The sequence below is a fragment of the Nitratireductor pacificus pht-3B genome (assembly GCF_000300335.1).
In the GTDB taxonomy this organism is placed as follows: domain Bacteria; phylum Pseudomonadota; class Alphaproteobacteria; order Rhizobiales; family Rhizobiaceae; genus Nitratireductor; species Nitratireductor pacificus.
This window is the reverse complement of record NZ_AMRM01000001.1, coordinates 16972-42491: the sequence shown is the minus strand read 5'-3', so window position 1 is coordinate 42491 and position 25520 is coordinate 16972. Positions and strand designations below refer to the sequence as shown.

At 65.9% G+C, this 25520-nt stretch carries 27 protein-coding genes; 18 read left to right on the top strand and 9 right to left on the bottom strand.

Annotation, left to right across the window (positions count from 1 at the left end):
- Position 1: 1 nt before the first annotated feature.
- Complete coding sequence (locus tag NA2_RS00195) at positions 2 to 616, bottom strand: TetR family transcriptional regulator C-terminal domain-containing protein (RefSeq protein ID WP_008592863.1); 615 nt, start codon at positions 614 to 616, stop codon at positions 2 to 4.
- Positions 617 to 868: 252 nt separating this feature from the next.
- Here NA2_RS00195 and aptA point away from each other — a divergent pair, with 252 nt between their 5' ends.
- The 8 genes from aptA (at position 869) to NA2_RS00155 (ending at position 9905) form a co-directional block, all read left to right on the top strand.
- Entirely contained in the window at positions 869 to 2197 is a 1329-nt protein-coding gene (gene aptA, locus NA2_RS00190; RefSeq protein WP_008592862.1) for an omega-aminotransferase AptA, read from the top strand.
- A gap of 76 nt (positions 2198 to 2273) precedes the next feature.
- Positions 2274 to 3524: a Zn-dependent hydrolase gene (locus NA2_RS00185; protein WP_008592860.1), complete on the top strand. Its 1251-nt coding sequence runs from the start codon at positions 2274 to 2276 to the stop codon at positions 3522 to 3524.
- A 50-nt stretch (positions 3525 to 3574) separates the two neighbouring features.
- Positions 3575 to 4672 (top strand): hypothetical protein, encoded by a 1098-nt coding sequence (locus tag NA2_RS00180; RefSeq protein WP_008592857.1) that lies wholly within the window; start codon positions 3575 to 3577, stop codon positions 4670 to 4672.
- Positions 4596 to 6047 (top strand): dihydropyrimidinase, encoded by a 1452-nt coding sequence (hydA, locus tag NA2_RS00175; protein ID WP_008592856.1) that lies wholly within the window; start codon positions 4596 to 4598, stop codon positions 6045 to 6047. The genes NA2_RS00180 and hydA overlap by 77 nt, the downstream gene beginning before the upstream one ends.
- 46 nt (positions 6048 to 6093) lie before the next feature.
- Positions 6094 to 6888 (top strand): ABC transporter ATP-binding protein, encoded by a 795-nt coding sequence (locus tag NA2_RS00170; RefSeq protein WP_008592854.1) that lies wholly within the window; start codon positions 6094 to 6096, stop codon positions 6886 to 6888.
- Between the two features lie 210 nt (positions 6889 to 7098).
- Complete coding sequence (locus NA2_RS00165) at positions 7099 to 8019, top strand: ABC transporter permease (protein WP_008592851.1); 921 nt, start codon at positions 7099 to 7101, stop codon at positions 8017 to 8019.
- On the top strand, positions 8016 to 8876 hold the full coding sequence (locus NA2_RS00160) for an ABC transporter permease (protein WP_008592850.1): 861 nt from the start codon (positions 8016 to 8018) through the stop codon (positions 8874 to 8876). Before NA2_RS00165 ends, NA2_RS00160 begins: the two co-directional genes overlap by 4 nt.
- A gap of 45 nt (positions 8877 to 8921) precedes the next feature.
- The gene (locus NA2_RS00155; protein WP_008592848.1) at positions 8922 to 9905 is read left to right on the top strand and encodes an ABC transporter substrate-binding protein; all 984 of its coding nucleotides are present in this window, start codon (positions 8922 to 8924) and stop codon (positions 9903 to 9905) included.
- A gap of 280 nt (positions 9906 to 10185) precedes the next feature.
- Here the strand turns inward: NA2_RS00155 and NA2_RS00150 are convergent, their stop codons facing one another.
- On the bottom strand, positions 10186 to 11082 hold the full coding sequence (locus NA2_RS00150) for a helix-turn-helix domain-containing protein (protein ID WP_008592846.1): 897 nt from the start codon (positions 11080 to 11082) through the stop codon (positions 10186 to 10188).
- 112 nt (positions 11083 to 11194) lie between these two features.
- On the opposite strand from NA2_RS00150, the gene pobA reads away from it, so the two are divergent.
- The 5 genes from pobA (at position 11195) to NA2_RS00125 (ending at position 15288) form a co-directional block, all read left to right on the top strand.
- Complete coding sequence (gene pobA, locus NA2_RS00145; protein WP_008592844.1) at positions 11195 to 12367, top strand: 4-hydroxybenzoate 3-monooxygenase; 1173 nt, start codon at positions 11195 to 11197, stop codon at positions 12365 to 12367.
- Positions 12368 to 12377: 10 nt separating this feature from the next.
- Positions 12378 to 12782: a 4-carboxymuconolactone decarboxylase gene (gene pcaC / locus NA2_RS00140; protein WP_008592842.1), complete on the top strand. Its 405-nt coding sequence runs from the start codon at positions 12378 to 12380 to the stop codon at positions 12780 to 12782.
- The gene (gene pcaH / locus NA2_RS00135) at positions 12779 to 13519 is read left to right on the top strand and encodes a protocatechuate 3,4-dioxygenase subunit beta (RefSeq protein ID WP_008592840.1); all 741 of its coding nucleotides are present in this window, start codon (positions 12779 to 12781) and stop codon (positions 13517 to 13519) included. Before pcaC ends, pcaH begins: the two co-directional genes overlap by 4 nt.
- Positions 13519 to 14133 carry a protocatechuate 3,4-dioxygenase subunit alpha gene (pcaG, locus tag NA2_RS00130; RefSeq protein WP_008592838.1) on the top strand — a complete coding sequence of 205 codons (615 nt, stop codon included), beginning with the start codon at positions 13519 to 13521 and terminating at the stop codon, positions 14131 to 14133. Before pcaH ends, pcaG begins: the two co-directional genes overlap by 1 nt.
- Positions 14134 to 14223: 90 nt before the next feature.
- On the top strand, positions 14224 to 15288 hold the full coding sequence (locus tag NA2_RS00125) for a 3-carboxy-cis,cis-muconate cycloisomerase (protein WP_008592836.1): 1065 nt from the start codon (positions 14224 to 14226) through the stop codon (positions 15286 to 15288).
- A 122-nt stretch (positions 15289 to 15410) separates the two neighbouring features.
- Here NA2_RS00125 and NA2_RS00120 read toward each other — a convergent pair whose 3' ends face one another.
- From NA2_RS00120 to NA2_RS00110, 3 genes are all read right to left on the bottom strand, one after another.
- Positions 15411 to 15677: a hypothetical protein gene (locus NA2_RS00120; protein ID WP_008592834.1), complete on the bottom strand. Its 267-nt coding sequence runs from the start codon at positions 15675 to 15677 to the stop codon at positions 15411 to 15413.
- A 139-nt stretch (positions 15678 to 15816) separates the two neighbouring features.
- On the bottom strand, positions 15817 to 17847 hold the full coding sequence (paaZ, locus tag NA2_RS00115; protein ID WP_008592832.1) for a phenylacetic acid degradation bifunctional protein PaaZ: 2031 nt from the start codon (positions 17845 to 17847) through the stop codon (positions 15817 to 15819).
- Positions 17848 to 17863: 16 nt separating this feature from the next.
- On the bottom strand, positions 17864 to 19102 hold the full coding sequence (locus NA2_RS00110) for a cytochrome P450 (RefSeq protein ID WP_008592831.1): 1239 nt from the start codon (positions 19100 to 19102) through the stop codon (positions 17864 to 17866).
- A gap of 123 nt (positions 19103 to 19225) precedes the next feature.
- On the opposite strand from NA2_RS00110, the gene paaI reads away from it, so the two are divergent.
- The 4 genes from paaI (at position 19226) to NA2_RS00090 (ending at position 22732) form a co-directional block, all read left to right on the top strand.
- The gene (paaI, locus tag NA2_RS00105; protein ID WP_008592829.1) at positions 19226 to 19663 is read left to right on the top strand and encodes a hydroxyphenylacetyl-CoA thioesterase PaaI; all 438 of its coding nucleotides are present in this window, start codon (positions 19226 to 19228) and stop codon (positions 19661 to 19663) included.
- A 27-nt stretch (positions 19664 to 19690) separates the two neighbouring features.
- A complete protein-coding gene (gene paaK, locus NA2_RS00100) occupies positions 19691 to 21001 on the top strand; it encodes a phenylacetate--CoA ligase PaaK (protein ID WP_008592826.1) in 1311 nt (436 codons plus the stop codon).
- Between the two features lie 211 nt (positions 21002 to 21212).
- Positions 21213 to 21809 (top strand): TetR/AcrR family transcriptional regulator, encoded by a 597-nt coding sequence (locus NA2_RS00095; RefSeq protein WP_008592825.1) that lies wholly within the window; start codon positions 21213 to 21215, stop codon positions 21807 to 21809.
- A 41-nt stretch (positions 21810 to 21850) separates the two neighbouring features.
- A complete protein-coding gene (locus NA2_RS00090; protein WP_008592823.1) occupies positions 21851 to 22732 on the top strand; it encodes a PaaX family transcriptional regulator in 882 nt (293 codons plus the stop codon).
- A gap of 35 nt (positions 22733 to 22767) precedes the next feature.
- Here the strand turns inward: NA2_RS00090 and NA2_RS00085 are convergent, their stop codons facing one another.
- The 4 genes from NA2_RS00085 to NA2_RS00070 all read right to left on the bottom strand — a co-directional run bounded on the left by NA2_RS00085 (position 22768) and on the right by NA2_RS00070 (position 24728).
- The gene (locus tag NA2_RS00085; protein WP_244423558.1) at positions 22768 to 23136 is read right to left on the bottom strand and encodes a DoxX family protein; all 369 of its coding nucleotides are present in this window, start codon (positions 23134 to 23136) and stop codon (positions 22768 to 22770) included.
- 64 nt (positions 23137 to 23200) lie between these two features.
- Positions 23201 to 23665 carry a carboxymuconolactone decarboxylase family protein gene (locus tag NA2_RS00080; RefSeq protein ID WP_008592819.1) on the bottom strand — a complete coding sequence of 155 codons (465 nt, stop codon included), beginning with the start codon at positions 23663 to 23665 and terminating at the stop codon, positions 23201 to 23203.
- 31 nt (positions 23666 to 23696) lie between these two features.
- Complete coding sequence (locus NA2_RS00075; RefSeq protein WP_008592817.1) at positions 23697 to 24194, bottom strand: RrF2 family transcriptional regulator; 498 nt, start codon at positions 24192 to 24194, stop codon at positions 23697 to 23699.
- A gap of 99 nt (positions 24195 to 24293) precedes the next feature.
- A complete protein-coding gene (locus tag NA2_RS00070; protein ID WP_008592815.1) occupies positions 24294 to 24728 on the bottom strand; it encodes a MarR family winged helix-turn-helix transcriptional regulator in 435 nt (144 codons plus the stop codon).
- A gap of 112 nt (positions 24729 to 24840) precedes the next feature.
- Between NA2_RS00070 and NA2_RS00065 the strand changes: the two genes are divergently transcribed.
- Positions 24841 to 25509: a glutathione S-transferase family protein gene (locus NA2_RS00065; RefSeq protein WP_008592813.1), complete on the top strand. Its 669-nt coding sequence runs from the start codon at positions 24841 to 24843 to the stop codon at positions 25507 to 25509.
- Positions 25510 to 25520 lie beyond the last annotated feature (11 nt).

Below are 25520 nucleotides of genomic sequence, written 5' to 3'. Positions count from 1 at the left end.
CCTACTCCAGGAACAGCCCTTCAAGAAACCGCGCCGCGTCCTCGAAGCGCCCCTCGCCGCCGCGTTTCTCGCCCAGCACGGCGCGCACCTGCACGTCGAAATCGGCATAGTGCTGCGTGGTCGCCCAGATGGCGAAGATGAAGTGATAGGGATCGGCCTTCTTCAGCCTGCCGTCGCGCATCCAGTGGGCGATTACCGCCGCCTTCTCGTCGACCAGCTCCTTCAACTCGCCCTCGAGCGTCGGCAGGATGCGCGGCGCGCCCTGCAGCATCTCGTTGGCGAACAGCCTGCTCTCGCGCGGAAAGTCGCGGGCCATCTCCATCTTGCGGCGGATATAGGAGCGGATTTCCGTTCGCGGATCGCCGGCCTCGTCCATCTCGCGGAGCGGCGCCAGCCAGTTCTCCAGCAGCCGTTGAATCAAGGTGGCAAAGATCGCCTCCTTGTTCTTGAAATAATAGAGCAGATTGGGCTTCGACATGCCGGCCGCCTCGGCGATCTGGTCGATGGTCGAGCCGCGGAACCCGTGCTGCGCGAAAACCTCCAGCGCCGCCTCGCGGATCAATTCGCGCTTCTCGCGCTGGATGCGGGTGCGCTTGCGGGGAACCTGCTTGTCCATCAGGCGGCGGCTCCGGGATGGAAAAGGGCATGCGCGCGGCATCCGTCCGCGTGCCCGCTCTGGCCCACCTGATTAGTCCACCGTGGAATGCGCGCCGCGCGAGACATTTCCCCTACTATCCCCTTGACCGCCCCCATGGCGGTGTTAACGTTTGTCCAAACGGTCAAAAATTGCGTAGCATAACTATACGCGAAGTACCAAGCATTGACCGGGACAAGCCGAGCGAAACAAAAAATCAGGGGAAGCTTGGTCATGCTCGACAGGCTCAACAAGAGGCCGAACGACTTATCCGCGTTCTGGATGCCGTTCACCGCCAACCGCCAGTTCAAGCAGGCGCCGCGCATGCTGGTGGCCGCGAAGGACATGCACTACACCGCCGAGGACGGCCGCAAGATCATGGACGGCACGTCCGGCCTGTGGTGCGTCAATGCCGGCCATTGCCGGCCGAAGATCACCGAGGCGATCCAGCAACAGGCAGCCGAACTGGACTATGCGCCCGCCTTCCAGATGGGACACCCCATCGTCTTCGAATTCGCCAACCGGCTCGCGGCGATGGCGCCGGAGGGCATGGACCATGTCTTCTTCACCAATTCCGGTTCCGAATCGGTCGACACCGCACTGAAGATCGCGCTCGCCTATCACCGGGTGAAGGGCAACGGATCCCGCTTCCGCCTGATCGGCCGCGAGCGCGGCTATCACGGCGTCAATTTCGGCGGCATCTCGGTCGGTGGCATCGTCACCAACCGCAAGATGTTCGGCACGCTTCTGACCGGCGTCGATCATCTGCAGCACACCCACCTGCCGGGCAAGAACGCCTTCACCCGCGGCGAGCCGGAGCATGGCGGCGACCTGGCCGACGAGCTGGAGCGCATCGTCACCCTGCATGATGCCTCGACCGTCGCAGCCGTCATCGTCGAGCCGGTCGCCGGTTCCACCGGCGTGCTGATCCCGCCGAAGGGCTATCTGAAGCGCCTGCGCGAGATTTGCGACAAGCACGGCATCCTCCTGATCTTCGACGAGGTCATCACCGGCTTCGGTCGCCTCGGCGCGCCCTTCGCGGCCGACTATTTCGGTGTCGTCCCCGACATCATGACCACCGCCAAGGGCGTCACCAACGGCGTCATCCCGATGGGCGCGGTCTTCGTCAGGAAGGAGATCCACGACGCCTTCATGAACGGCCCGGAACACCTGATCGAGTTCTTCCACGGCTACACCTATTCGGGCAATCCGATCGCCTGCGCGGCCGGCCTCGCCACGCTCGACACCTATCAGGAGGAAGGGCTGCTCACGCGTGCCTCGGAACTGGCCGACCACTGGGCCGACGGGCTGCACTCGCTGAAGGGCGAACCGCATGTGATCGACATCCGCAACATCGGCCTCGTCGGCGCGATCGAACTGGAGGGCATTGCCGGCGAGCCGACCAAGCGCGCCTTCTCGGCCTTCATCAAGGCGTTCGAGCGCGGCCTGCTGATCCGCACCACCGGTGACATCATCGCCCTGTCGCCGCCGCTGATCATCACGAAGGGCCAGATCGACGAACTGATCGATCATGTCCGCGAAGTGCTGCGCATGATCGACTGAGGCCCGCGGGCTTTCCGGTGCCGGCGCCCGCCGCCGGCATCCACACCGAACGAGGATCGAAGGGGGAAATCTGCCGATGGCCGCACCGGGCGAAAACTTGAGGATCAACGCCGACCGTCTCTGGGATTCATTGATGGAGATGGCGAGGATCGGCCCGGGCGTCGCCGGCGGCAACAACCGCCAGACCCTGACCGACGCGGATGGCGAAGGCCGCGCCCTGTTCAAGAAGTGGTGCGAGGAGGCCGGCCTCGAAATGGGCCTCGACGCCATGGGCACCATGTTCGCGCGCCGCGAGGGAACCGATCCGGACGCCCTGCCCGTCTATGTCGGCAGCCATCTCGACACCCAGCCCACCGGCGGCAAGTATGACGGCGTGCTCGGCGTGCTCGGTGGGCTGGAGGTGATCCGCTCGCTGAACGATCTCGGCATCAGGACGAAGCATCCCATCGTCGTCACCAACTGGACCAACGAGGAGGGCACCCGCTTCGCCCCCGCCATGCTGGCGTCCGGCGTCTTCGCCGGTCAGCATGACCTCGAATGGGCCTATGACCGCACCGACGCCTCGGGCAAGCGTTTCGGCGACGAACTGGAGCGCATCGGCTGGAAGGGCGACGAGGAAGTCGGCCAGCGCAGGATGAAGGCGTTCTTCGAGCTGCACATCGAGCAGGGCCCGATTCTCGAAGACGAGGCGATCGACATCGGCGTCGTCACCCATGGCCAGGGCCTGTGGTGGCTGCAGGTGACGCTGACCGGGCGCGACAGCCACACCGGCTCTACCCCCATGCCCAAGCGCCGCAATGCCGGCCTCGGCATGGCCCGCGTCACCGAGCTGGTGCACGAGGTGGCGATGGACTACCAGCCGGACGCCGTCGGCGCGATCGGCCATGTGGAGGTCCATCCCAATTCGCGCAACGTCATCCCCGGCAAGGCCGTCTTTACCATCGACATCCGCTCGCCCAGCGAAAAGGTGCTGAACGAGATGCGCGCCCGCATCGAGGCCGGCATCGCGACGATCTGCGACGCGCTCGACATTGCCTTCGAGGTGGAGCCCGTCGGCCATTTCGATCCCGTCACCTTCGACGAGGGCTGCGTCAGGGCGGTGCGCGGCGCCGCCGAACGCCTCGGCTACTCGCACCGCAACATCGTTTCCGGCGCCGGCCACGACGCCTGCTGGATCAACCGTGTGGCGCCGACGGCCATGGTCATGTGCCCCTGCGTCGACGGGCTGTCGCACAACGAGGCGGAGGAAATCTCCAGGGAGTGGGCGCAGGCCGGCGCGGACGTTCTGTTCCACGCCGTGGTCGAGACGGCGGAGATCGTCGAATGAGGCATGCGCCCGCGCGCGAGGCGCGCCGATGATGGCCAGGTGAGGCAGGGATGGACGTCGAGGGCCTTCTGCAAAGCGTGATCCGCTTCTCGAACTTCATGACGTCGAGGCTCGTCGTCTCCGGCGTCGTCTTCTACGTCGCCTCCGGCTTCACCGACATCGGCAGCACCACCGAGGGTTTTCTGCCGGACGCCGACCTCCTGAACCAGGTCGTGCAGAACTACCAGACCATCTTCGATGTCCTCGGCGTGTCCGACTTCGCCCTTCTCCTGATCTTCTTCCTCTTCCTGACGACGATCCACCTGCTCTACGTGGCCTTCAACCGCATCGGAGAATACCTGCCGCCGGCCATCATCCCGCTGTCCGGCTGGGAGGCGGTCGACGATGTCACCCTTTCGGCCTTCGACATCCTGCGCGAGGCGCGCGGCGAGGAGCACACGGACGAGGAGAACCAGCGCCTCTACGAGTTCAAGAAGAAGCTGCGCGAGATCGAGCAGGCCACCGAGGCGAAATACCACAACGAGATCGAGGGCGTTTCGGCCGCCTTCCGCATTTCCAAGACCTTCATCCTCTTCGCGCTCGGCGCCTGGCTCTACGCCCTCGCGTCCGGCCGCTACACCGGCGACATGAACATCCTGCTGGCGATCCTCGGCCTTTCGGTGCTGACGGCGCTCTATACTGCCTTCGCCATCTTCCGCGCCAATTACGAGCGCACCGCGCTGCTGCGGCAGGAGGTCATCGGCCAGTTCCTCGAATTCGCCCGCATCTGGGCGCCGGCGGGCCACCAGCAGCGCGTCGAGGCCGCATGCGCACCCTCGCGCGACCTGAAGCCCGCCCGTTTCGCCATCGTGGTGCCCGTCTACGGCACGCTTGACGAACTCTTGGGCGACGTGCGCCGCTGGCGCGGCAGGCTGAGCCGCCGGCGCGCCGCCGTGGCCGCCCGTGTGGCCCAGGCCGCAATCCAGAATGCTGCCCAGAACGCGGCCCAGGGTGCCGCTTTGAGCCAGGCACCGCTTGCCGCTATCCTGACCGAACAAAGAGACGACGAAGTCGCACCGACAGGGGAAACGAATGTCAAAAGCCATAAGAAACGGAACCATCGTCACCGCCGACCGGACCTGGCGGGCGGACGTTCTGATCAAGCATGACAAGATCGTCGGCATCGGCCACGATCTGCATGCCGACCACGAGATCGACGCCACCGGCTGCTACGTGATGCCGGGCGGGATCGACCCGCACACCCATCTCGAAATGCCCTTCATGGGCACCTATTCGAGCGACGATTTCGAAAGCGGCACGCGCGCCGCGATTTCCGGCGGCACCACCATGGTCGTCGATTTCTGCCTCCCCTCGCCCGGCCAGTCGCTGCTGGAGGCCATCCAGATGTGGGACAACAAGTCGACGCGCGCCACCTGCGACTATTCCTTCCACATGGCCATCACCTGGTGGGGCAAGGAGGTCTTCAACGAGATGCCGCTAGTGGTCGAGAAGGGCATCACCTCCTTCAAGCACTTCATGGCCTACAAGGGCGCGCTGATGGTCGACGACGACGAGATGTATTCGTCGTTCCAGCGCTGCGCCGAGCTGGGCGCCCTGCCCCTCGTCCACGCCGAGAACGGCGACGTGGTGGCGCAGCTTCAGGCGAGGCTCCTGGCGGAAGGCAATGACGGGCCGGAGGCGCACGCCTATTCGCGCCCGTCCGAGGTGGAAGGCGAGGCCACCAACCGCGCCATCATGATCGCCGACATGGCCGGCACCCCGCTCTATGTGGTGCACACCTCCTGCGAGCAGGCGCACGAGGCCATCCGCCGCGCCCGCCAGAAGGGCATGCGGGTCTATGGCGAGCCGCTGATCCAGCATCTGGTGCTCGACGAGAGCGAATATGCCCATGCCGACTGGGATCATGCGGCCCGCCGCGTCATGAGCCCGCCCTTCCGCAACAAGCTGCACCAGGATTCGCTGTGGGCCGGTCTCCAGGCCGGCTCGCTGCAGGTGGTGGCGACCGACCATTGCGCCTTCACGACCGAGCAGAAACGCACCGGCGTCGGCGACTTCACAAAGATTCCCAACGGCACCGGCGGTCTCGAGGACCGCATGCCGGTGCTGTGGACCTACGGCGTCAACACCGGCCGCCTGACGATGAACGAGTTCGTCGCCGTCACCTCCACCAACATCGCCAAGATCCTCAACATGTACCCGCAGAAGGGCGCCATAGTCGAAGGCGCGGATGCCGACATCGTCGTCTGGGACCCGAAGGCGGAGAAGACCATCTCCGCCAAGACGCAGCAGTCCGCCATCGACTACAACGTCTTCGAGGGCATCGCCCTGACCGGCCTGCCGAGGACGGTGCTGTCGCGCGGCGAGATCGTCGTCGAGGACGGTGTTGTCAAACCAAAGCCCGGCCATGGCCAGTTCGTCGCCCGCAAGCCGCATATGGCCGTCAACAAGGCGCTCTCGCAATGGAAGGAGATCACCGCGCCGCGCAAGGTGGAGCGCACGGGCATCCCGGCGAGCGGCGTATGAGCGGAGCGAGGCCCCAGTGAACGCCAACCCAGCCATAAGCCAGGAAATGGTCACTCCCAACCCCACCAGCAACGTCGTCGAGGCGCGCGGCCTCGGCCTGACCTTCGAGACGAATGACGGGTCGGTCCGCGCCCTGTCGAATGTCGACCTCACCGTCGGCAAGGGCGAGTTCGTCTCCTTCATCGGCCCCTCCGGCTGCGGCAAGACCACCTTCCTGCGCGTCATCGCCGACCTGGAACAGCAGACCGAGGGCGATATCCGCGTCAACGGCATGACGCCGGCGGAAGCCCGCCGCAGCCGCGCCTATGGCTATGTCTTCCAGGCGGCCGGCCTGTTTCCGTGGCGCACCATCGAGGACAATGTCGCCCTGCCGCTCGAGATCATGGGCTATTCGAGGGCGGAGCAGAGGGAGCGCGTCCACCGCACCCTCGATCTCGTCAACCTCGCCGGCTTCGAGAAGAAATTCCCCTGGCAGCTCTCCGGCGGCATGCAGCAGCGCGCCTCCATCGCCCGCGCGCTCGCCTTCGACGCCGACCTGCTCCTGATGGACGAGCCGTTCGGGGCGCTCGACGAGATCGTCCGCGACCATCTGAACGAGCAGCTTCTGGACCTCTGGGCGCGGACGCAGAAGACCATCTGCTTCGTCACGCATTCCATCCCCGAGGCCGTCTATCTGTCGACCCGCATCGTCGTCATGTCGCCACGCCCCGGCCGCGTCACCGATGTCATCGAATCGCCCCTGCCGAGGGAGCGCCCACTCGACATCCGCGAAACGCCAGAATTTCTCGAGATCGCCCACCGCGTCCGCGAGGGCCTGCGCGCGGGGCATTCCGATGAGTGAGCGAATGACGGCCGCAGGCGCTCCTTCGCGCCCCCCTCTGCCTTGCCGGGCATCTCCCCCACAAGGGGGGCGATCGGTGGCAGCAACGGTCTCGCCAATCGTTGAAGGAAATGCAGGAGGTAGAAGCAGCCCGATCTCCCCCCTTGAGGGGGAGATGGCCGGCAGGCCAGACGGAGGCATGGAGAGACGCCATCCCGAAAGGCCGGCGCAATGAGCCTCGCCCTCACCACCGCCCCCGCCGCACCGTCCCTCCTCCACCGCCTCGCCGCCGGCAAGACGCTGCCGGTCCTGATCGTCCTCGCCGCGCTCCTTGCGCTCTGGTACGCGTTCACCGTCTATCTGAACGCCCCCTGGCAGGTCGACGCCTACGAGCGCGCCGGCACGACATGGACCACGGCCGACCTCGTCCGCGACACCATGGCCCAGGAGCGCCCGGTGATGCCGGCGCCCCATCAGGTGGCGGCGGAAATCTGGAAGACGACGGCCGGCACGCGCATCACCTCCAAGCGCAGCCTGTTCCATCACGCGTGGGTGACGCTCTCCTCGACCCTGCTCGGCTTTCTCATCGGCACCGTGCTCGGCGTTCTGCTCGCCGTCGGCATCGTCCACAACCGGGCGATGGACAAGTCGGTGATGCCCTGGGTCATCGCGAGCCAGACCATTCCCATCCTCGCCATCGCGCCGATGATCATCGTCGTGCTCAACGCCATCGGCCTGTCCGGCCTCCTGCCGAAGGCGCTGATCTCCACCTATCTGTCCTTCTTCCCGGTCGTCGTCGGCATGGTGAAGGGTTTTCGCAGCCCCGAGGTCAACCAGCTCGACCTGATGCGCACCTACAATGCCAGCGGCCCGCAGACCTTCTGGAAGCTGCGCTGGCCGTCGGCGCTTCCCTATCTCTTCACCTCGATGAAGGTGGCGGTCGCCATCAGCCTGGTCGGCGCCATCGTTGGCGAATTGCCGACGGGCGCGGTTGCCGGCCTCGGCGCGCGGCTGCTCGCCGGCTCCTATTACGGCCAGACGGTGCAGATCTGGTCGGCCCTGTTCATGGCCGCAGCACTTGCCGCGCTGCTGGTCGGCGTGATCGGGATCGGCCAGCGCCTGGTGATGGCCCGCATGGGAGAAAAACCATGAACTGGGCGCTGACGGGAGCTTTCCTCTTCTGGGCCTGCGCCTGGGCGCTCAACGAATGGCTATCGCGCCTCACGCCCCGCTCGACCGCCGGCAAGCGCGCGCTCGGCATTGTCGTGCCGGCCATCTTCGGCATCACCCTCCTGGTGGTCTGGGAAGGCGTCGTGCGCGGCTTTGAGATATCGCCAGTGCTGCTCACGCCACCCTCGGCGATCTGGACCCGGCTGATCAGCTCCATTCCCATTCTGTGGGCTGATTTCCAGCAGACCTTCATGAAGGCGGTGCTGATCGGCTATGCGATCGGCTGCGGCGCCGGCTTCCTGACCGCCATCGCCATCGACCGCTCGCCCTTCCTGCAGCGCGGCCTGCTGCCGCTCGGCAACTTCGTCTCGGCGCTGCCGATCGTCGGCGTCGCCCCGATCATGGTCATGTGGTACGGCTTCGACTGGCCGTCCAAGGCCGCCGTGGTCATCATCATGACCTTCTTCCCCATGCTGGTGAACACCGTGCAGGGCCTGTCGGCCTCCAGCGCCATCGACCGCGACCTGATGCGCACCTATGCCGCGTCCTACTGGCAGGCCCTGTTCAAGCTGCGCCTGCCGGCGGCGGCGCCCTTCATCTTCAACGCGCTGAAGATCAACTCCACCCTGGCGCTGATCGGCGCCATCGTGGCGGAGTTCTTCGGCACGCCCATCGTCGGCATGGGCTTCCGCATTTCCACCGAGGTCGGACGCATGAACATCGACATGGTCTGGGCCGAGATCGCCATTGCCGCGCTCGCCGGTTCGCTGTTCTATGGTGCCGTCGCGCTTCTCGAGCGCGCCGTCACCTTCTGGCATCCGTCCATACGCAATGGCTAACCAAGGCCGTCGACAGAGCGGCCCAATCACAGAGGGAAGCGTAAGATGAAACAAGCAATGACTGGCATACTCTCCGGCGCAATCATGCTCACCGCCGCACAGGCGCTGGCCGCCGACGACGTGACCCTGCAGCTCAAATGGGTCACGCAGGCCCAGTTCGCCGGCTATTACGTGGCGCTCGACCAGGGTTTCTACGAGGAAGAGAACCTGAATGTCGAAATCGTGCCGGGCGGTCCCGACGCGGCCCCCGTGCAGATGCTGGCCGGCGGCGGCGCCGACGTCATGGTCGACTGGCTGCCCTCGGCGCTGGCCGCACGCGAGAAGGGCGTTCCGGTGGTCAACATCGCGCAGCCCTTCGCCCGTTCCGGCCTGAACATGGTCTGCCGCAAGGAGACCGGCATCGAGAAGCCCGAGGATTTCAAGGGCAAGACGCTCGGCACCTGGTTCTTCGGCAACGAATATCCGCTCTACAACTGGCTGTCGAAGCTCAACCTGCCGCGCGACGGCTCGCCCGAGGGCGTGACCATCCAGAAGATCGGCTTCAACGTCGACCCCCTCCTGCAGAAGCAGGCCGACTGCATCACCGCCATGACCTACAACGAGTACTGGCAGGTCATCGATGCCGGCCTGACGCCTGACGATCTGGTGGTCTTCTCCTACACGGATGAGGGCGTCGCCACGCTGGAGGACGGCCTCTACGTGTTGGAGGAAAAGCTCGCCGACCCGGCCTTCGCCGACAAGATGGTGCGCTTCGTCAGGGCCTCGATGAAGGGCTGGCAATGGGCGAAGGAGAACTCCGACGAGGCGGCGATGATCGTGCTCGACAACGACGCCACCGGCGCCCAGACGGAAAAGCACCAGAAGCGCATGATGGGCGAGATCGCCAAGCTGCTGGGCGACACGGCGAAGCTCGACGAGGCCGCCTACCAGCAGACGGTCGACACGCTGCTTCAGGGCGGCTCCGATCCGGTGATCACATCGGCCCCCGAAGGCGCCTTCACGCATGCCATTACCGACAAGGCGATGTAGGGAGGCGGGAACAGGCGGGTTCCTTCGCCTCCCTCCGACCCCTGAGCTTGGCGAATGGGGGCCATCGCATAAGGCGGCGCGGTACCCCCACCCCTTACCCCTCCCCTCAAGGGGGAGGGGGATGATCGAGCGCAGCACCTTTCTTCCCTCCCCCTTGAGGGGAGGGATCGAGGATGGGGGTCGCAGGCGTAGCCGGCTGCAGAAACCACATGCAATACCACCCCTCGAAGAGGAAGCTCATATCCGGCAGGCCTGAGGAAAACCGAAGGAGCGCCGGCGCTCACGCAGCCAGCCTGCGCCGCTCCGCCTCGCGGTAACCGCCAGGCGTCATGCCCGTCTGGCGGCGGAAGAAGCGGTTGAAGTAGGCCGGGTCCTGAAAACCCAGCGAGTAGGCGATCGCCTGCACCGGCGTCGGCGTGAAGATCAGGTCGCGCCGCGCCGCCTCCAGCAACCGGCGCGAAACCAGTTGCGAGACGCTCGCCCCCGCCTCGCGCCGCGCAAGCCGGTTCAATTGCGCAACCGACACGCCGACACGCCCCGCATAGAAGCCGACCGGGCGATGTTCGCGAAAATGCGCCGCGATCAGGGTTTCCAGCGCCTGCATCCGCGCGCCGTCGCGCGTTGCAGCCCCCCGCCCACCCGGCATCAGGCGCCGGCTGGCGCGCGCCAGCCAGACGATCGCCTCCACCACCAGGGCGTCGAGCAGGAGGTCGCGCCCGACATCCCGGCGCGCATTCTCCGCGTGGATGCGCCAGAACAGGTCGTCGAGCCGCGCGCCCTCCTCCGCGGCGGCGTCTCCCAGCGGGATGATCCGCGTTTCGGCAACGAAAGCGGAAAGCGTCCTGTCGGCGGCGGCCGGCAGCGAGAGCCGGTCCGCGAGCACGGTCGTCACCAGCCCTTCCGAGCCTTCCGCGAAGCGAAACCCGTGCGCCGCCCCGGACGGAATGAACAGCACGCAGGGCGCGGCGAAATCTCTGTCCGCGCCACCGCCAGAAACCAGCGTTCCCCTGCCTTCCGTTACCCAGAAGATCTGGAAAAGTGCCGAGTGCCGGTGCACGGCGATTTCCCAATTGTGCAGCCCGCTTCGCACCGACAGCGTTTCACAATGAAGCCAGAAATCCTCGGATTCTTCTGATTTTTCTTGATAAAGACGATAGTTCGGTATCGCTCTCTTCATGATACGCCGTTCCGGATATGAGCGAAATGTGCAATCCTTTGCTAAAAATGTCCATTGCCGCGCGACGCTGGAGTTTTCACTCTAGCGGCACGTCAGGGAGGACTTCGCGAACGTGCGTACACAGGTCGCCATCATCGGTTCGGGCCCCGCCGGGCTTCTGCTCGGTCAGCTTCTGACCAATGCCGGCATAGACAACATCATCCTCGAGCGCTCCTCCAAGGCGCATGTCCTCTCGCGCATCCGCGCCGGCGTCCTGGAGGAAGGCACGGCCGCCATGCTCGACGAGGCGGGTGTCGGCGCCCGCATGCACCGCGAAGGCCTGCCGCATGACGGTTTCGACCTGACCTTCGACAATCGCCGCCACCGCGTCGATCTGCACGGCCTGACCGGCGGCAAGCGTGTCATGGTCTACGGGCAGACCGAGGTGACGCATGACCTGATGGACGGCCGCGAAGCGCTCGGCGCCGTTTCCGTCTACGAGGCGGCGGATGTCCGTCCCCACGGCTTCGATACGGACCACCCCTTCCTCACCTATGAGAAGGACGGCGTGACCCACCGCGTCGATTGCGACTTCATCGCCGGCTGCGACGGCTATCACGGCATCGCCCGCCGGTCGGTGCCGCAGGCCGCCATCGAAACGTTCGAGCGCGTCTATCCCTTCGGCTGGCTGGGGATCATCGCCGACGTTCCGCCGGTCGGCCACGAACTAATCTATGCCAACCACCCGCGCGGCTTCGCCCTATGCTCGATGCGCTCCACCACGCGCAGTCGCTACTATGTGCAGATTACCGCCGAGGAGCGCGTCGAGGACTGGCCGGACGCGCGCTTCTGGGACGAGGTCCGCCGCCGCCTGCCGGACGAGACGGCGCAATCCATGGCGACCGGCCCTTCCGTGGAGAAATCCGTCGCCCCGATCCGCTCCTTCGTCGCCGAGCCGATGCGCTTCGGCCGGCTTTTCCTGGCGGGCGACGCCGCCCACATCGTGCCGCCAACCGGCGCCAAGGGCTTGAATCTGGCTGCGAGCGACGTCCGCTATCTGTTTGATGGATTTCGCGAATTCTACATCGAGAAATCCGCCGCCGGCCTCGACGCCTACTCGCAGAAAGCCCTGGCGCGGGTGTGGAAGGCTGAGCGTTTTTCCTGGTGGATGACCAACACGATGCACCGCTTCCCTGACCAGGGCGCCTTCGGGCAGAAAATCCAGCACGCCGAGCTTGACTACCTCTTTCAATCGCGCGCCGCCTTGACCATGCTGGCGGAAAACTATGTTGGGCTGCCCTTTTGAGCGGCGGGAGATGAACATGCCGGAAGACAGGAAAAGCGAACGCCACCGGACCGGCATGGCCACCCGCCGCGCCGTTCTGGGCGACGACTGGGTGAACGCCGCGGAAGCACGCAAGACCGATTTCGACACGCCGTTCCAGGACCTCATCACCGAGGCCGCATGGGGCCATGTCTGGTCGCGCCCCGACTGGACGAAGCGGGAGCGGTCCATCGTCACCATCGCCCTTCTCGCGGCGCTCGGCCAGGACGACGAGCTGGCCCTGCATGTGCGCGCCACGGCCAACACCGGCGCCAGCGCCGAGGACCTGCGCGAAGCGATGCTGCATGTGGCGATCTATGCCGGCGTGCCGGCGGCGAACCATGCCATCAAAATTGTCCGGAAGACGCTTTCCGCCATGGAAGGAGGCGAACCATGAAAAACGAGAAGCCGGAAACCGGCGCTTTCTTCCAGCGCGACCGCGCCTGGCATCCGCCCATGCTGACGCCCGGCTACAAGACTTCCGTCAGCCGCGCGCCGCAGCGCGCGCCGATCTCCTTTCCCGGAACACTGTCCGAGATCACCGGCCCCGCCTTCGGCCATGCCATGCTCGGCGAGCACGACAACGACCTGACCCAAAACTTCGCCCGGCCCGGCGAAAGCGCCATCGGCCCACGCATCATCGTCTACGGCCGTGTGCTGGACGAGCGCGGCATCGGCCTCTCCAACGTGCTGGTCGAATTCTGGCAGGCCAATGCCGGCGGCCGCTACCGGCACAAGAAGGATGGATATCTCGCCCCGCTCGACCCGAATTTCGGCGGCTGCGGCCGCACCATCACCGACGAGGAGGGAAACTATTCCTTCCTGACGGTCATGCCCGGCCCCTATCCCTGGCCGAACGGGCAGAACGACTGGCGGCCGGCGCATATCCACTTCTCCGTGTTCGGCCATGGCTTCGTCCAGCGCCTGGTTACACAGATGTATTTCGAGGGCGACCCGATGATCTGGCTGTGCCCCATCGTCAACACCATACCGGACCGGGCCGCCGTCGAGGGCCTGATCGCCGCGCTCGACATGCAGGCCACCGTGCCGATGGACGCCCGCGCCTACAAGTTCGACATCGTCCTGCGCGGCCGGCGCTCGACCCTGTTCGAGAACCGCATGGAGGGGAACTGATGGCCCAGAAGCTGACGCGGCTGAAGGAAAGCGCCTCGCAGACCGCCGGCCCCTATGTGCATATCGGCCTGACGCCCAATCTCTCCGGCATCACGGGCGTCTATCCCGAAGACCTCGGCACGCGTCTGGCCGGCGAAAAGGCCCGCGGCGAGCGGATCCGGGTCGAGATGCGCGTCTTCGACGGCACCGGCACGCCGGTGAAGGACACGCTGATCGAACTCTGGCAGGCCGATGCTGACGGGCTTTACAATTCGCCGTCCGAGGCGCGCGGCGCGGCCGACCCGCATTTCGCCGGCTGGGGACGCGTCGCCTCGGACATGGAAACGGGCGTCCTCACCTTCGAGACGATCAAGCCGGGCCGCGTCCCCTTCCCCGACGGCCGCATGATGGCGCCGCATATCAGCCTCTGGATCGTCGCGCGCGGCCTCAATCTCGGCCTCGCCACCCGCATGTATTTCGCCGACGAGGAGGAAGCCAACGCAAAGGACCCGGTCCTGACGCGGATCGAGCACCAGAACCGCGTGCCGACACTGATCGCCGGACGCAACGGCAACACTTACACTTTCGACATTCACCTGCAGGGAGATCGCGAAACGGTGTTTTTCGACATCTGATCGGGCATAGTGTCGATCTGCGGTTCCGGTCCCGCGGCGGAAAAGCCGGGTGGGCCGGCGCCGCTCATTGAACGCAAGGCAGCATTCGCAATGACCATCTCGCCCTTCGACCACCCGATCCTGTCCGGCCTGCTGGGCGACGAGGCGCTGGCCGCGCAATTCACGGCCCGGGCGGAGATCGATGCCGTTCTGCGCTTCGAACGGGCGCTGGCCGAAGCCGAGGCGCAGGAAGGCGTCATCCCGCAGGCGGCGGCGGAAGCGATCGCGGCGCGCATCTCGGGTTTCAGCCCGGACATCAATGCACTGAAGGCCGGAACCGCGCGCGACGGCGTTCTGGTGCCGGCGCTGGTCGTGGAACTGCGCACAAAACTGCCGCAAGCCCATCGGGCGCATCTCCATTTCGGCGCCACGAGCCAGGATGCCATCGACACGGGCCGTGCCCTGCGCTTGAAGCATGTGTGCGACATCCTTTCCGAACGCCTCGCCTCCCTGGCACACGGCCTCGCCGCGCTGGAGGCGCGCGACGGCGCGAAGCGGGTCATGGGGCACACGCGCATGCAGGCGGCGGTTCCCGTCACCGCCGCGCGCAAGATCCGCGTCTGGCGCGAGCCGCTGGAACGCCACAGCGAACGGCTGGACCGGGTGCGCAGGGAGATCGAGATCCTGCATTTCGGCGGCGCGGCCGGCACGCTCGACAAGCTCGGGGCCAAGGGGCCTGCCGTCGCGCGCCGCATCGCGGTATCGCTCGGCCTGTTCCCCGTCGATCATGCCCGCCACTCCGAGCGCGACGGCATTGCCGACTTAGCCTCCCTCCTGTCGCTGATTACGGGCAGCCTCGGCAAGATGGGTCAGGACATCGCGCTTGCCGCGCAAAGCGAGATGGGCGAGATCGCGCTTTCCGACGGCGGCGGTTCGTCGGCGATGCCGCACAAGAAGAACCCGGTCGCCGCCGAGACGCTTGTTGCGCTCGCCCGCTTCAACGCCACCCTGCTTTCCGGCATGCATCATGGGCTGGTGCACGAGAACGAGCGCTCGGGCGCCGCCTGGACGCTCGAATGGATGCTCCTGCCGCAAATGGTCGTGGCGACGGGCACGGCATTGTTGCGCGCGGCCGAGCTAACCGGCGCCGTGACGTTTCAACCACTGGCGCGTTAAGGCGTCGCACGTCTCTCCGAACAGGCTGCACTCCTGAATTCTCCACCCGCAGGTCAGCTCACCCTCTCCCCGCTCGGGGGAAAGGGTGAGAACAGGAATATGGGGCGAACAAGCTGAAACGCTCAGCGCAGCTTGAGCGTCTTCCGCACGTTCTTCGGGGCGATCTTGGCGACCTGCGAGCACTTGCCGTAGACGGTGCCGTTGCTGTCCGTCGCGTCCGTATAGGTGCCCTTACAGTCGAGTTCGAGCACCAGACAGGGGCCGGCGCCCTTGCAGACCGCGCCGCCATGCCCGTCGGGCAGCGTGCCGTTGGCGCTCGCGCTGCCAGGCAGGGCGAGACCGCCGACGATGACGAGAGCGGTGAAAAGGCCGGTGTGAAGATGTTTCATGTCATTTTTCCTCTGAATCAGTCCCTATGGCCCTCCGTCGCGATGGACGGAGGAAAGGTTCAAAGGAAAAAGAAAAAAGTTCGGAGCGGACGGCCACAGGCAACCGGGACGTCGATGCCGCCCCGGTCATCGTCACCGGCTACATGGCGTTCATCGTCAGGAGCTCATAGGCGGCCACCTGCTCGCCCTCCTGGTTGTAGACGCCGACATCCCAGCGCACCTCGCCATACTCGTCCTTGCGGCGCGTCTTCTGCTTCACCGTCAGACGCACCTTCAGGCTGTCGCCCGGCGAGACCGGCTTCATGAAGCGCAGATTGTCGAGGCCGTAATTGGCAAGCACGGGTCCCGGCGCCGGTTCGACGAACATGCCGGCGGCGAAGGACAGGATCAGATAGCCATGCGCCACCCGGCCGGGAAAGAACGGATTGGCCGCCGCCGCTTCCTCGTCCATATGGGCATAGAACGTGTCGCCGGTGAACTCGGCGAAATGCTCGATATCCTCAAGCGTCACCGTGCGCGGCCCGGCCCACAGCGTTCGCCCGGGCGTCAACTCGCCGAAGGTCAGGCGGAATGGATGCGGCTCCTTCTCGACGGTCGAGCCGCCCGCCACGTAGCGGTTGGTGATGCCGGCGATGATGTCCGGGCTGCCCTGGATTGCCGTGCGCTGCATGTAGTGCATCACGCCGCGCATGCCGCCCATCTCCTCGCCGCCGCCAGCCCTGCCGGGGCCGCCATGCACCATGTGCGGCAGCGGCGAGCCGTGGCCTGTCGCCTCCTTGCCCGTGTCCCGGTTGGCGAAATAGAGCCGCCCATGGAAGGCGCCTGCCTCCAGCACCGCCTGCCGCGCCACTCCGGGGTCATGCGTGAAGACGGAGGCGACCAGCGATCCCTCGCCGCGATTGGCGAGCGCCAGCGCATGGCCGAGATCGCGATAGGGCATCACGGTCGAGACCGGCCCGAAGGCCTCCACCGCGTGAAGCTTCTCCGCGCCGTCCGGGTCGTCGCAGGAATAGAGCATGGGCGGCACGAACGCGCCCCGTTCGGCATCGGCCCCTTCCACCCGGAAGGACGCGGGATCGCCGAAGACGCGCCGCGCCTCCGTTTCCAGAATGGCGGCCTTCTCCAGCACGTCGGCTTTCTGCGCCAGGCTCGCCAGCGCACCCATCCGCACCTTCTCATCGCGCGGGTTGCCGATGACCGTCTTTTCGAGCCGGGCGGACAGCGCCTCGATCACCGCGTCGCGGCTTTCGCCCGGCACGATGATGCGGCGGATCGCCGTGCATTTCTGCCCGGCCTTCGCCGTCATCTCGCGATGCACCTCCTTGATGAAGGCATCGAATTCCGGCGTTCCGGGCGCCGCGTCGGGACCGAGGATGGAGGCGTTCAGCGAATCCTGCTCGGCGATGAAGCGCACCGAATTGCCGATGATCTTCGGGTTGGCCCGCAGCATGGATGCCGTCGAGGCCGAACCGGTGAACGACACCACATCCTGCCCGGTCAGCCGGTCGAGCAGGTCGCCCGTCGAGCCGGCGACGAACTGCACGGCGCCTTCCGGCAGCAGTCCGGATTCGATGATCATGCGGAAGCACGCCTCTGCCACCCAGGCCGTCGCCGAGGCCGGCTTGACGATAGCCGGCACGCCGGCGATCAGCGTCGGTGCCAGCTTCTCCAGCATGCCCCAGACGGGGAAGTTGAAGGCGTTGATGTGAACGGCCACGCCGCGCAAGGGTGTTGCCACATGCTGGCCGACGAAACTACCGCCGCGCGACAGCTGCTCCAGCGCGCCATCGACGAAGACCTGGTCGTCCGGCAGTTCGCGCCTCGCCTTGGACGAATAGACGAACAGCGTGCCGATGCCGCCATCGATGTCGATCATCGAATCGGGCTTGGTCGCCCCCGTCTCGTAGGACAGTTCGTAGAGCGCCTCGCGCCGGTCGTTCAGATACTGCGCCAGCGCCTTCAAGGCGAATGCCCGGTCGTGGAAGGTCATGGCGCGCAGGCCCGGCCCGCCGACGCTGCGCGCGAAATCAGCCATACCTGCAAAGTCGAGCGCAGCCGAGCCCAGTTCGGCGACCACCTCGCCCGTCACCGCGCTTTTCAATGGCTTCACCCCATCCGTGGGACCGATCCACCGCCCTTTCGCAAAGCTTTCAAGCCGCAACACGCTCATTCGAAACTCCTGTCGTTCAGCGCACCCGCCCCGGCAGTCGGGCAAAGCCGCGGAAGCGCACACGTCCGGTGCGCTCGCCCTCGCCCGTCAGCCGGTAGTCGGGAAACCGTTTGAGAAAATGCGAGATGCCGACGCGGCCTTCCATCCGCGCCAGCGAGAAACCGGCGCACAGATGCGGGCCGCCGGCGAAGGCCAGGTGCCTGTTCGGCTTGCGCGACACGTCGAGCCGGTCGGGGTCGTCGAACTGGCGCGGATCGCGGTTGGCAGCGCCGATGCACAGATGGATCGGCGTGCCCGGCTCGACCGTCTCGCCATGGAACTCCACCGGCTCCACCGCCATCCGGTTGCCGAGCTGGTTCGGGCTCTGGAAGCGGAGGAACTCGTCCACCGCCGTGCCGATCAGTTCCGGGTCGGCCAGGAGCCGCGCCTTCTCCTCGGGCCAGTTGTGCAGTTCATGGAGCGCGTTGCCGATGAGGTTGGTCGTCGTCTCATGCCCGGCATTGAGGATGAAGATGCAGTTCTGCAAAAGCTCCACCTCGGAAAGCTCCTCCCCCTCATTGCCGTTGATCAGCCGCGTCAGGACATCGGTCGCCGGGTCGCCCGGATGGCGCCGCCGGTCGTCGGCGATGTCCTTCAGGAAGGCCTTGAAATCGGAAACGGAGGTGTTGCCGCGCCTGTGCTGATCGTCGCTCAGGACCGGCTCCAGCGCGCCAAGGATTGCCAGCGACCAGTCGCGCAGCGGCTCGCGCTCCTCATGCGGGATGTCGAACAGATTGCCGATCACCTCGATGGGGATCGCGGCGGCGAAGTCCTCGATCAGGTCGACATCGCCCTTCTCCTCCATGCGGTCGATCAGCCCGTCGACCAGCGCGATCAGTCCCGGCTCGAGCGCCGCCAGGGCACGCGGGGTCAGCGCGCCCATCATGATCTTGCGCACGCGCGTGTGGAGCGGCGGATCGTTGAACACCAGGCTTGTCGTGTGGTGCTCGTAGAGCGGCGTGTCGCCGAACTTCGGCAAAAACTCCGCCTTCTTGTCGGAAGAGAAGGTTTTCGTGTCGCGATAGATGCGGTCGAGATCGGCATGGCGCGACAGCATCACCGAGCCGTCGGCGAAACGCTTCAGCGGCGCGTATTCGAGCAGCGCATGGTAGATCGGAAACGGGTCGTCCACGAAGCCCGGCGGCAATGCCGTCAGCTCGAACCCTTCCGCCAGCGCCCCCTCCTCCTCGGCTGATCGACCATCCGCATGCTTCATTCTCGCCTCCCGGAAGCCGCCTCTGCCGGCGGCGATCCTCAACAACAGTATTATTGACCGACCGGTCGGTTTATGCAACTCTGTTTTCATCGACCGGCCTCGGGAGGAGCCTAAATGTCACAGATGCAACTGTCTCCACAGCAGATCGCCGAGCGCAGCGCCGAGGCGATGTGGGCGCGCGACGACGCCTCGAAATGGCTGGGTTGCGCCCTCGATGCGGTCGGCCCGGGCACCGCCACCCTGTCGATGATTGTGGAGAAGCATCACACCAACGGGCATGATATCTGCCATGGCGGGTTCATCTTCACGTTGGCCGATTCCGCCTTCGCCTTCGCCTGCAACGCCTACAACCAGCTTGCCGTGGCGCAGCACAATTCCATCACCTTCATCGCGCCGGGCAGGCTCGGCGACCGCCTGAAAGCCGAGGCCCGCGAGGTCGCGCGGTTCGGCCGGTCGGGCATCTACGACGTGCGGGTGACCGACCAGAACAACCGCCTGATCGCCGAGTTCCGCGGCAATTCGCGCACCATCGAAGGCAGGCATTTCAACGACGAGGCCTGAGCGCAGGCAGGATTTCGGGAGAAGAGCATGAAGGACCTGACCCCCAGGAAGGAAGATCTGGACCCGATCGAGATCGCCTCGCGCGACGAGATCGCCGCCCTCCAGCTCACGCGGCTGAAATGGTCGCTGAAGCACGCCTACGAGAACGTGCCGCACTACCGGAAGAGTTTTGACGCCGCCGGCGTTCATCCCGACGATTTGAAGCAGCTTTCGGACCTCTCGAAATTTCCCTTCACCGTGAAGTCCGACCTGCGCGAGAACTATCCCTTCGGCATGTTCGCCGTGCCCCGGGAGAAAGTCGCCCGCATCCACGCCTCCTCCGGCACGACCGGCAAGCCGACCGTCGTCGGCTACACCCACAACGACATCTCCATCTGGGCCGAAGTGATGGCGCGCTCGATCCGCGCTTCCGGCACGCGGCCCGGCGACGTGGTGCATGTCGCCTATGGCTACGGCCTCTTCACCGGCGGTCTCGGCGCCCATTACGGCGCAGAGCGGCTGGGCGCCACCGTGGTGCCGGCGTCCGGCGGCATGACGGCCCGCCAGGTCACCCTGATCGAGGATTTCGGCGCCCACACGATCATGGTCACGCCATCTTACATGCTGTCGATCCTCGACGAGTACCGCGCGCAGGGCCTCGACCCGCGCAAGAGCCCGTTGCAGGTCGGCATTTTTGGCGCCGAGCCATGGACCAACGCCATGCGCGCCGAGATCGAGGACGCATTCGACATGCATGCCGTCGACATCTACGGCCTGTCGGAGGTGATGGGCCCGGGCGTCGCCAATGAATGCGTCGAGACCAAGGACGGGCTGCACATCTGGGAGGATCATTTCTATCCCGAGATCATCGATCCCGAGACCGGCGCTGTCCTGCCGGACGGCGAGAAGGGCGAACTGGTCTTCACCTCGCTCTCCAAGGAGGCCTTCCCCATCGTCCGCTACCGCACGCGCGACCTGACGCGGCTTCTTCCCGGCACGGCGCGCTCCATGCGGCGCATGGAGAAGATCACCGGCCGTTCCGACGACATGATGATCCTGCGCGGCGTCAACGTCTTCCCGACGCAGATCGAGGAGCAGATCCTGGCGGTCGAGGGCCTCGCCCCGCATTTCCAGATCGAGCTGACGCAGGAGGGCCGCATGGACGCGATGACGATCCATGTGGAGATGCTGTCGGCGGATCTCGGCGACGATCTGCGGACGAATGCCAGCCGCCAGCTCTGCGACCGCATCAAGGACGTGGTCGGCGTCACCGTGCGCGTCAACGCCACCGCGCCCGGCGGCGTCGCCCGCAGCCAGGGCAAGGCCGTGCGCATCGTCGACCACCGACAGAAGGGGTGAGAGAGCCCGCCATGCCGAGCATGCATTGCCCCCCTCTGGCCTGCCGGCCATCTCCCCCTCAAGGGGGGAGATCGGCAGTCTTGATGACCGGCCCTGACCCTGATGGGCGCCGAGCCGACGTTGATCACGAGACGATCTCCCCCCCTGAGGGGGAGATGGCCGGCAGGCCAGAGGGGGGTATGCCTTCATCCGCCCCCAGGCTGCCCTCCTGATGGCCCGCACCCGCGCCAAGGACTATGACGACAAGCGCGACGCCATGCTGCATGGCGCGGCGGCGATCTTCGCGCGCGACGGCTATGACCGCGCCTCCATGGCGCAGCTCGCCGGCGAGTTGGGCGTCTCGAAGGCGCTGCTCTACCACTACTACGCCTCCAAGGAAGCGCTGCTCTACGACATCATCGCCACCCATCTGCAGGAACTCGTCGAGGCGGTCGAGGGCGCCGATGATCCCGATGCGGCTCCCACGGCGCGCCTCGAGGGCCTGGTGGCAGCGCTCCTTGAAGCCTATCGCGACGCCGACAACGAGCACCGCGTCCAGCTCTCCGGCCTGCGCCTTCTGCCCGAAGCCCAGCAGGAGGAGCTGAAGGCGCTGGAGCGCCGGCTGGTCGCCGTCTTCGCCGAAGCCGTGCGCCAGATGAACCCGGCGGCGTTCGATGCAAAACCCCTTCTGAAGCCGGTGACGATGAGCCTGTTCGGCATGCTCAACTGGTTCTACATGTGGTTCCGCGAGGATCGCGGCATCAGCCGCGCCGACTATGCGCGCCTCGCCACCCATCTTCTCGTGAGCGGCGTGAAAGGGCTGGCGTAAGCCGCTTGCCCGCGCCCGGCATCCCGTGGCATGTGAAACCCATGGATGCGCCCAACGACACTGCCGAAAACGCCCTTGCCGGCCTGATCGACGGACTGCACCGGCGCGGCCGCCTGCGCGTCTGGTCGCTGGTCATCACCGTCTTCGGCGATGCCGTCGTGCCGCGCGGCGGCGAGGCGCCGCTGTCCGGCCTGCAGGAGGTGATGGCGCGGCTCGGCGTCGAGGCGGGCGCGCTGCGCACCGCCATGTCGCGCCTGGCGGGCGACGGCTGGGTGGTGCGCGAACGCCGCGGCCGCAACTCCTTCTTCTCGCTGGACGAGCATGGCCGGCATGCCTTCGATCTCGCCACCCGGCGGATCTATGCGGCGGGCCCGCCTGCCTGGGACGGTTCCTGGACCGTGGCGATCGCACCGCCGTGGAATCCGGGAGCGCGCGACGAGGCCCTTCACGAACGTGGCTTCCTCAAGATCGCTGCCGGCATCCATCTCCTGCCCCGGACGCTCGGGGTCGATGGAGACGCCACCTTCGACGACCTGCTGATCATTCACGGCGCCAGCGCCGAACACCCCGAAATGCTGCGCACGCTGTGGCCGTCGAACGAGATCGCCGATGCCTACGCCAACCTGCTGACGACCTATGCGCCCTTCGCCCGGGCGCTTTCCCGCGCGCCGCTGAACCTGCCGCTCGACGCGATGGCCGCGCGCACCCTGCTCATTCACGACTGGCGCCGGATCGTCCTGCGCGACCCCGGCCTGCCCAAGGCGCTGTTGCCGCAGGACTGGCCGGGCGAGAATGCGGGCCGAATGGTGCGCGACATCTACCGGCAGCTCGCCCCTGTCAGCGAAAAATGGCTCGACGAGACCGGCCTGCCCGCCCCCGTCGAACCCGTTGCGTTCAGCGCCCGCTTCGGCGGGCTGGGCTAGATCGTCCTTTGGCGTCCGAAAGGACGCACGGCGATCTAACCGCCCGAACCAGCCGCCAGGATGATGAATATCCCGCCGGTCAGTGCGGCGTTGGATATCACGCCGTTGATCCTGTTGACGCGGTCGATGCCCTGATGGTCCCAGAAATTGTGGAACAGCAGCGTCGCCGCGAAAAGGAAGGCAACAAGCCCGACCAGCGCGATATCGGTCCAGAAGCCGGCGATCAAGAGTGCGCCGGCAACGGTCTGCATGACAATGCCTGCAAGGAGGGCGGCCCGCGGCAGCGGCATTCCCCGTCCGGCAATCACGCCGGTCAGGAATGGGATGTTGCCGAGGTTGCGCAACCCGGCGACGAGAAAGGCGCCGCCGAGCAGGAGACGCCCGGCGAGTAGAAGCAAGGGCATATCGAACGCTGCTGGCATTCCACTCTCCTTTTATTGCGCGTCGCAGAGGGTTGTTGACGCCGGCTCAGGCCGCGGCAGTGTACGTCTCGCTGACCGGATGCACGGCGCGGAACGGGACACACAGCCGGTTCCAGACATTGATGGCGGCCACCAGGACCGACAGCTTGACCAGTTCCTGCTCGGAAAAATGCTCAAGCGCATGCGCGTAGAGCGCATCGTCGACGGGTCCGTCGGCAAGCCTCGTCAGCTTCTCCGTCCATGCGAAGGCCGCCCGCTCGCGCTCCGTGTAGAGCGGCGATTCATGCCAGACCGCCAGCAGATGGACGCGCTGCTCGCTTTCGCCGTCCTTGCGCGCCTCGCGCGAATGCATGTCGACGCAATAGGCGCAGGCGTTGATCTGCGATGCCCGCAGCTTCACGAGATGGACGAGGCTGTGTTCGAGGCCCGAGGAGACCGCGGCATCGTTGAGCGCCAGGATGGCGGTCATGAGCTGAGGTTCGGCTTTCCAGAAATCGAGACGCTGTTCCATGGTCTTTCCTTGCATGTTGCGGTTGAAGAATTCAGGTCTGCGGGCGCTGGTGGCGCTCGACGAAGGCGCAGCCGAAGGCGATCGCGCGCGGATCCGCTTCCGCCTGGTAGCCGCTGATAATCGACACGAGCGTCGTCTCGCGCAGCACCGCGCGATAGGCCTGTTCGGCCTTCAGCATCGCGACATTGATGCCGCAGGGCTTCACATAGGTTTCCGGCTCCAGCGCTCCGGGACCGCGCTGCCGGATCTCGGCGCAGCGGAAGGCCGGCTGCCGTCCCTCGATCGCAAACAGCACGTCGAGCAGCGTGATCGCCTCCGGCCGGCGGGCCAGGCGATAGCCCCCATGCGGACCGGAAACCGATTCGAGGATGCCGGCCGACGCCATGGCCTTGAGATGCTTCAGAAGATAGCTCGGCGAGACGCCGTGATACTCCGCCAGCGCGCTGGCGGGCATCGTCCTGCCCTCCTCCAGCTGCGCCAGAAGTGTTGCGCAATGAATGGCCGCCTCGACGCCTTCGCTCAGTTTCATGTCAGCTCCTCATTCATGGATGTTTTGTATCCTGGATAAATTTTATCTTCAATATGCCACCACGTTTCTGCTGACAGATACCGACACTTCCGATGCAGCTCAGCCCAGCTTCGCCAGCAGCGTGGCGAGCCGTTCGGCCTCGGCCGCGTCGAGGCGGTCGCCGACGATCTCGGCAATGGCAAGGCCATAGACGTCCCACATCCGTTGCCGCAGGGCGCGGCCCTGATCGTTGACGTGCAGCGTCTGCCCCCGGCGATCGTCGGGACAGGAGCAGCGCTCCACCAGACCCGCCTTGTGCATGCGATCGATGAGACGCGAAAGATTATACTGCTCGAAGAGCAGCGCCTTCTCCAGCGCGAACGGCCGCAGGCCGCATTCGCCCGCCTTTTCCAGCTCCCAGAGCACATCGTACCAGGCGAGCGGCGGCAGGTCCGCCGCCTTCAGCCGGGCCTCGACGTCGCACATCGCCACGCGGTGTGCGCGGGCCAGGGAAATCCAGGCGGCGACGGCGGCGCTGTCAGGCTTCCGGGTCATGGATGGAGAGCTCCTTTTTTAATGCAATTGCATTGATATTGACATGCGCGGCGACATCCCCAATATAGATGCAGTTGCATCAATATCAATCCGCAGCTCCCCGGAGACATCCATGGCCGAGAAACCGATCCTCATCTCATTCGACCTGTGCCCCTATGTCCAGCGCGCGGCAATCGTGCTCGCCGAGAAGAACGTCGCCTTCGAGCGCATCGACGTCGACCTCTCCAACAAGCCGGACTGGTTCCTGAAGATTTCGCCGCTCGGCAAGGTGCCGGTCCTGCAGGTCGGCGGGGAAGCCCTTTTCGAAAGCGCCGCCATCGTCGAGTATCTGGACGAGACCGAGGCGCCCCGCCTGCACCCCGCGGATCCGCTGACCCGCGCGCGCCATCGCGCCTGGATGGAGGTCGGCTCGTCGATCCTCTCGGATATCTGGACGATGGAGACGACGCATGACCGCACCGTCTTCGGCAACGCCCTCACCGCGATCGGCACAAAGCTGAAGCGCGTCGAAGCGGAACTGGGCGACGGCCCATACTTCGCCGGGACGGACTTCACCGTGGTCGATGCCGTCTTCGCCCCGGCGTTCCGCTATTTCGACGTCTTCGACACCATCGCCGACTTCGGTGTCTTCGATGGCCTGCCGAAGGTCGTCAAATGGCGCGAGGCCCTTGCGGAGCGCCCCTCCGTCCGCGAGGCCGTCATCTTCGACTATGAGGATCGTCTGCGCCGTTTCCTCGAGAAGCAGGGCGGCGTCATCCTCGACTGGCGCAAGGCCGCCTGAGGCGGAAGCGC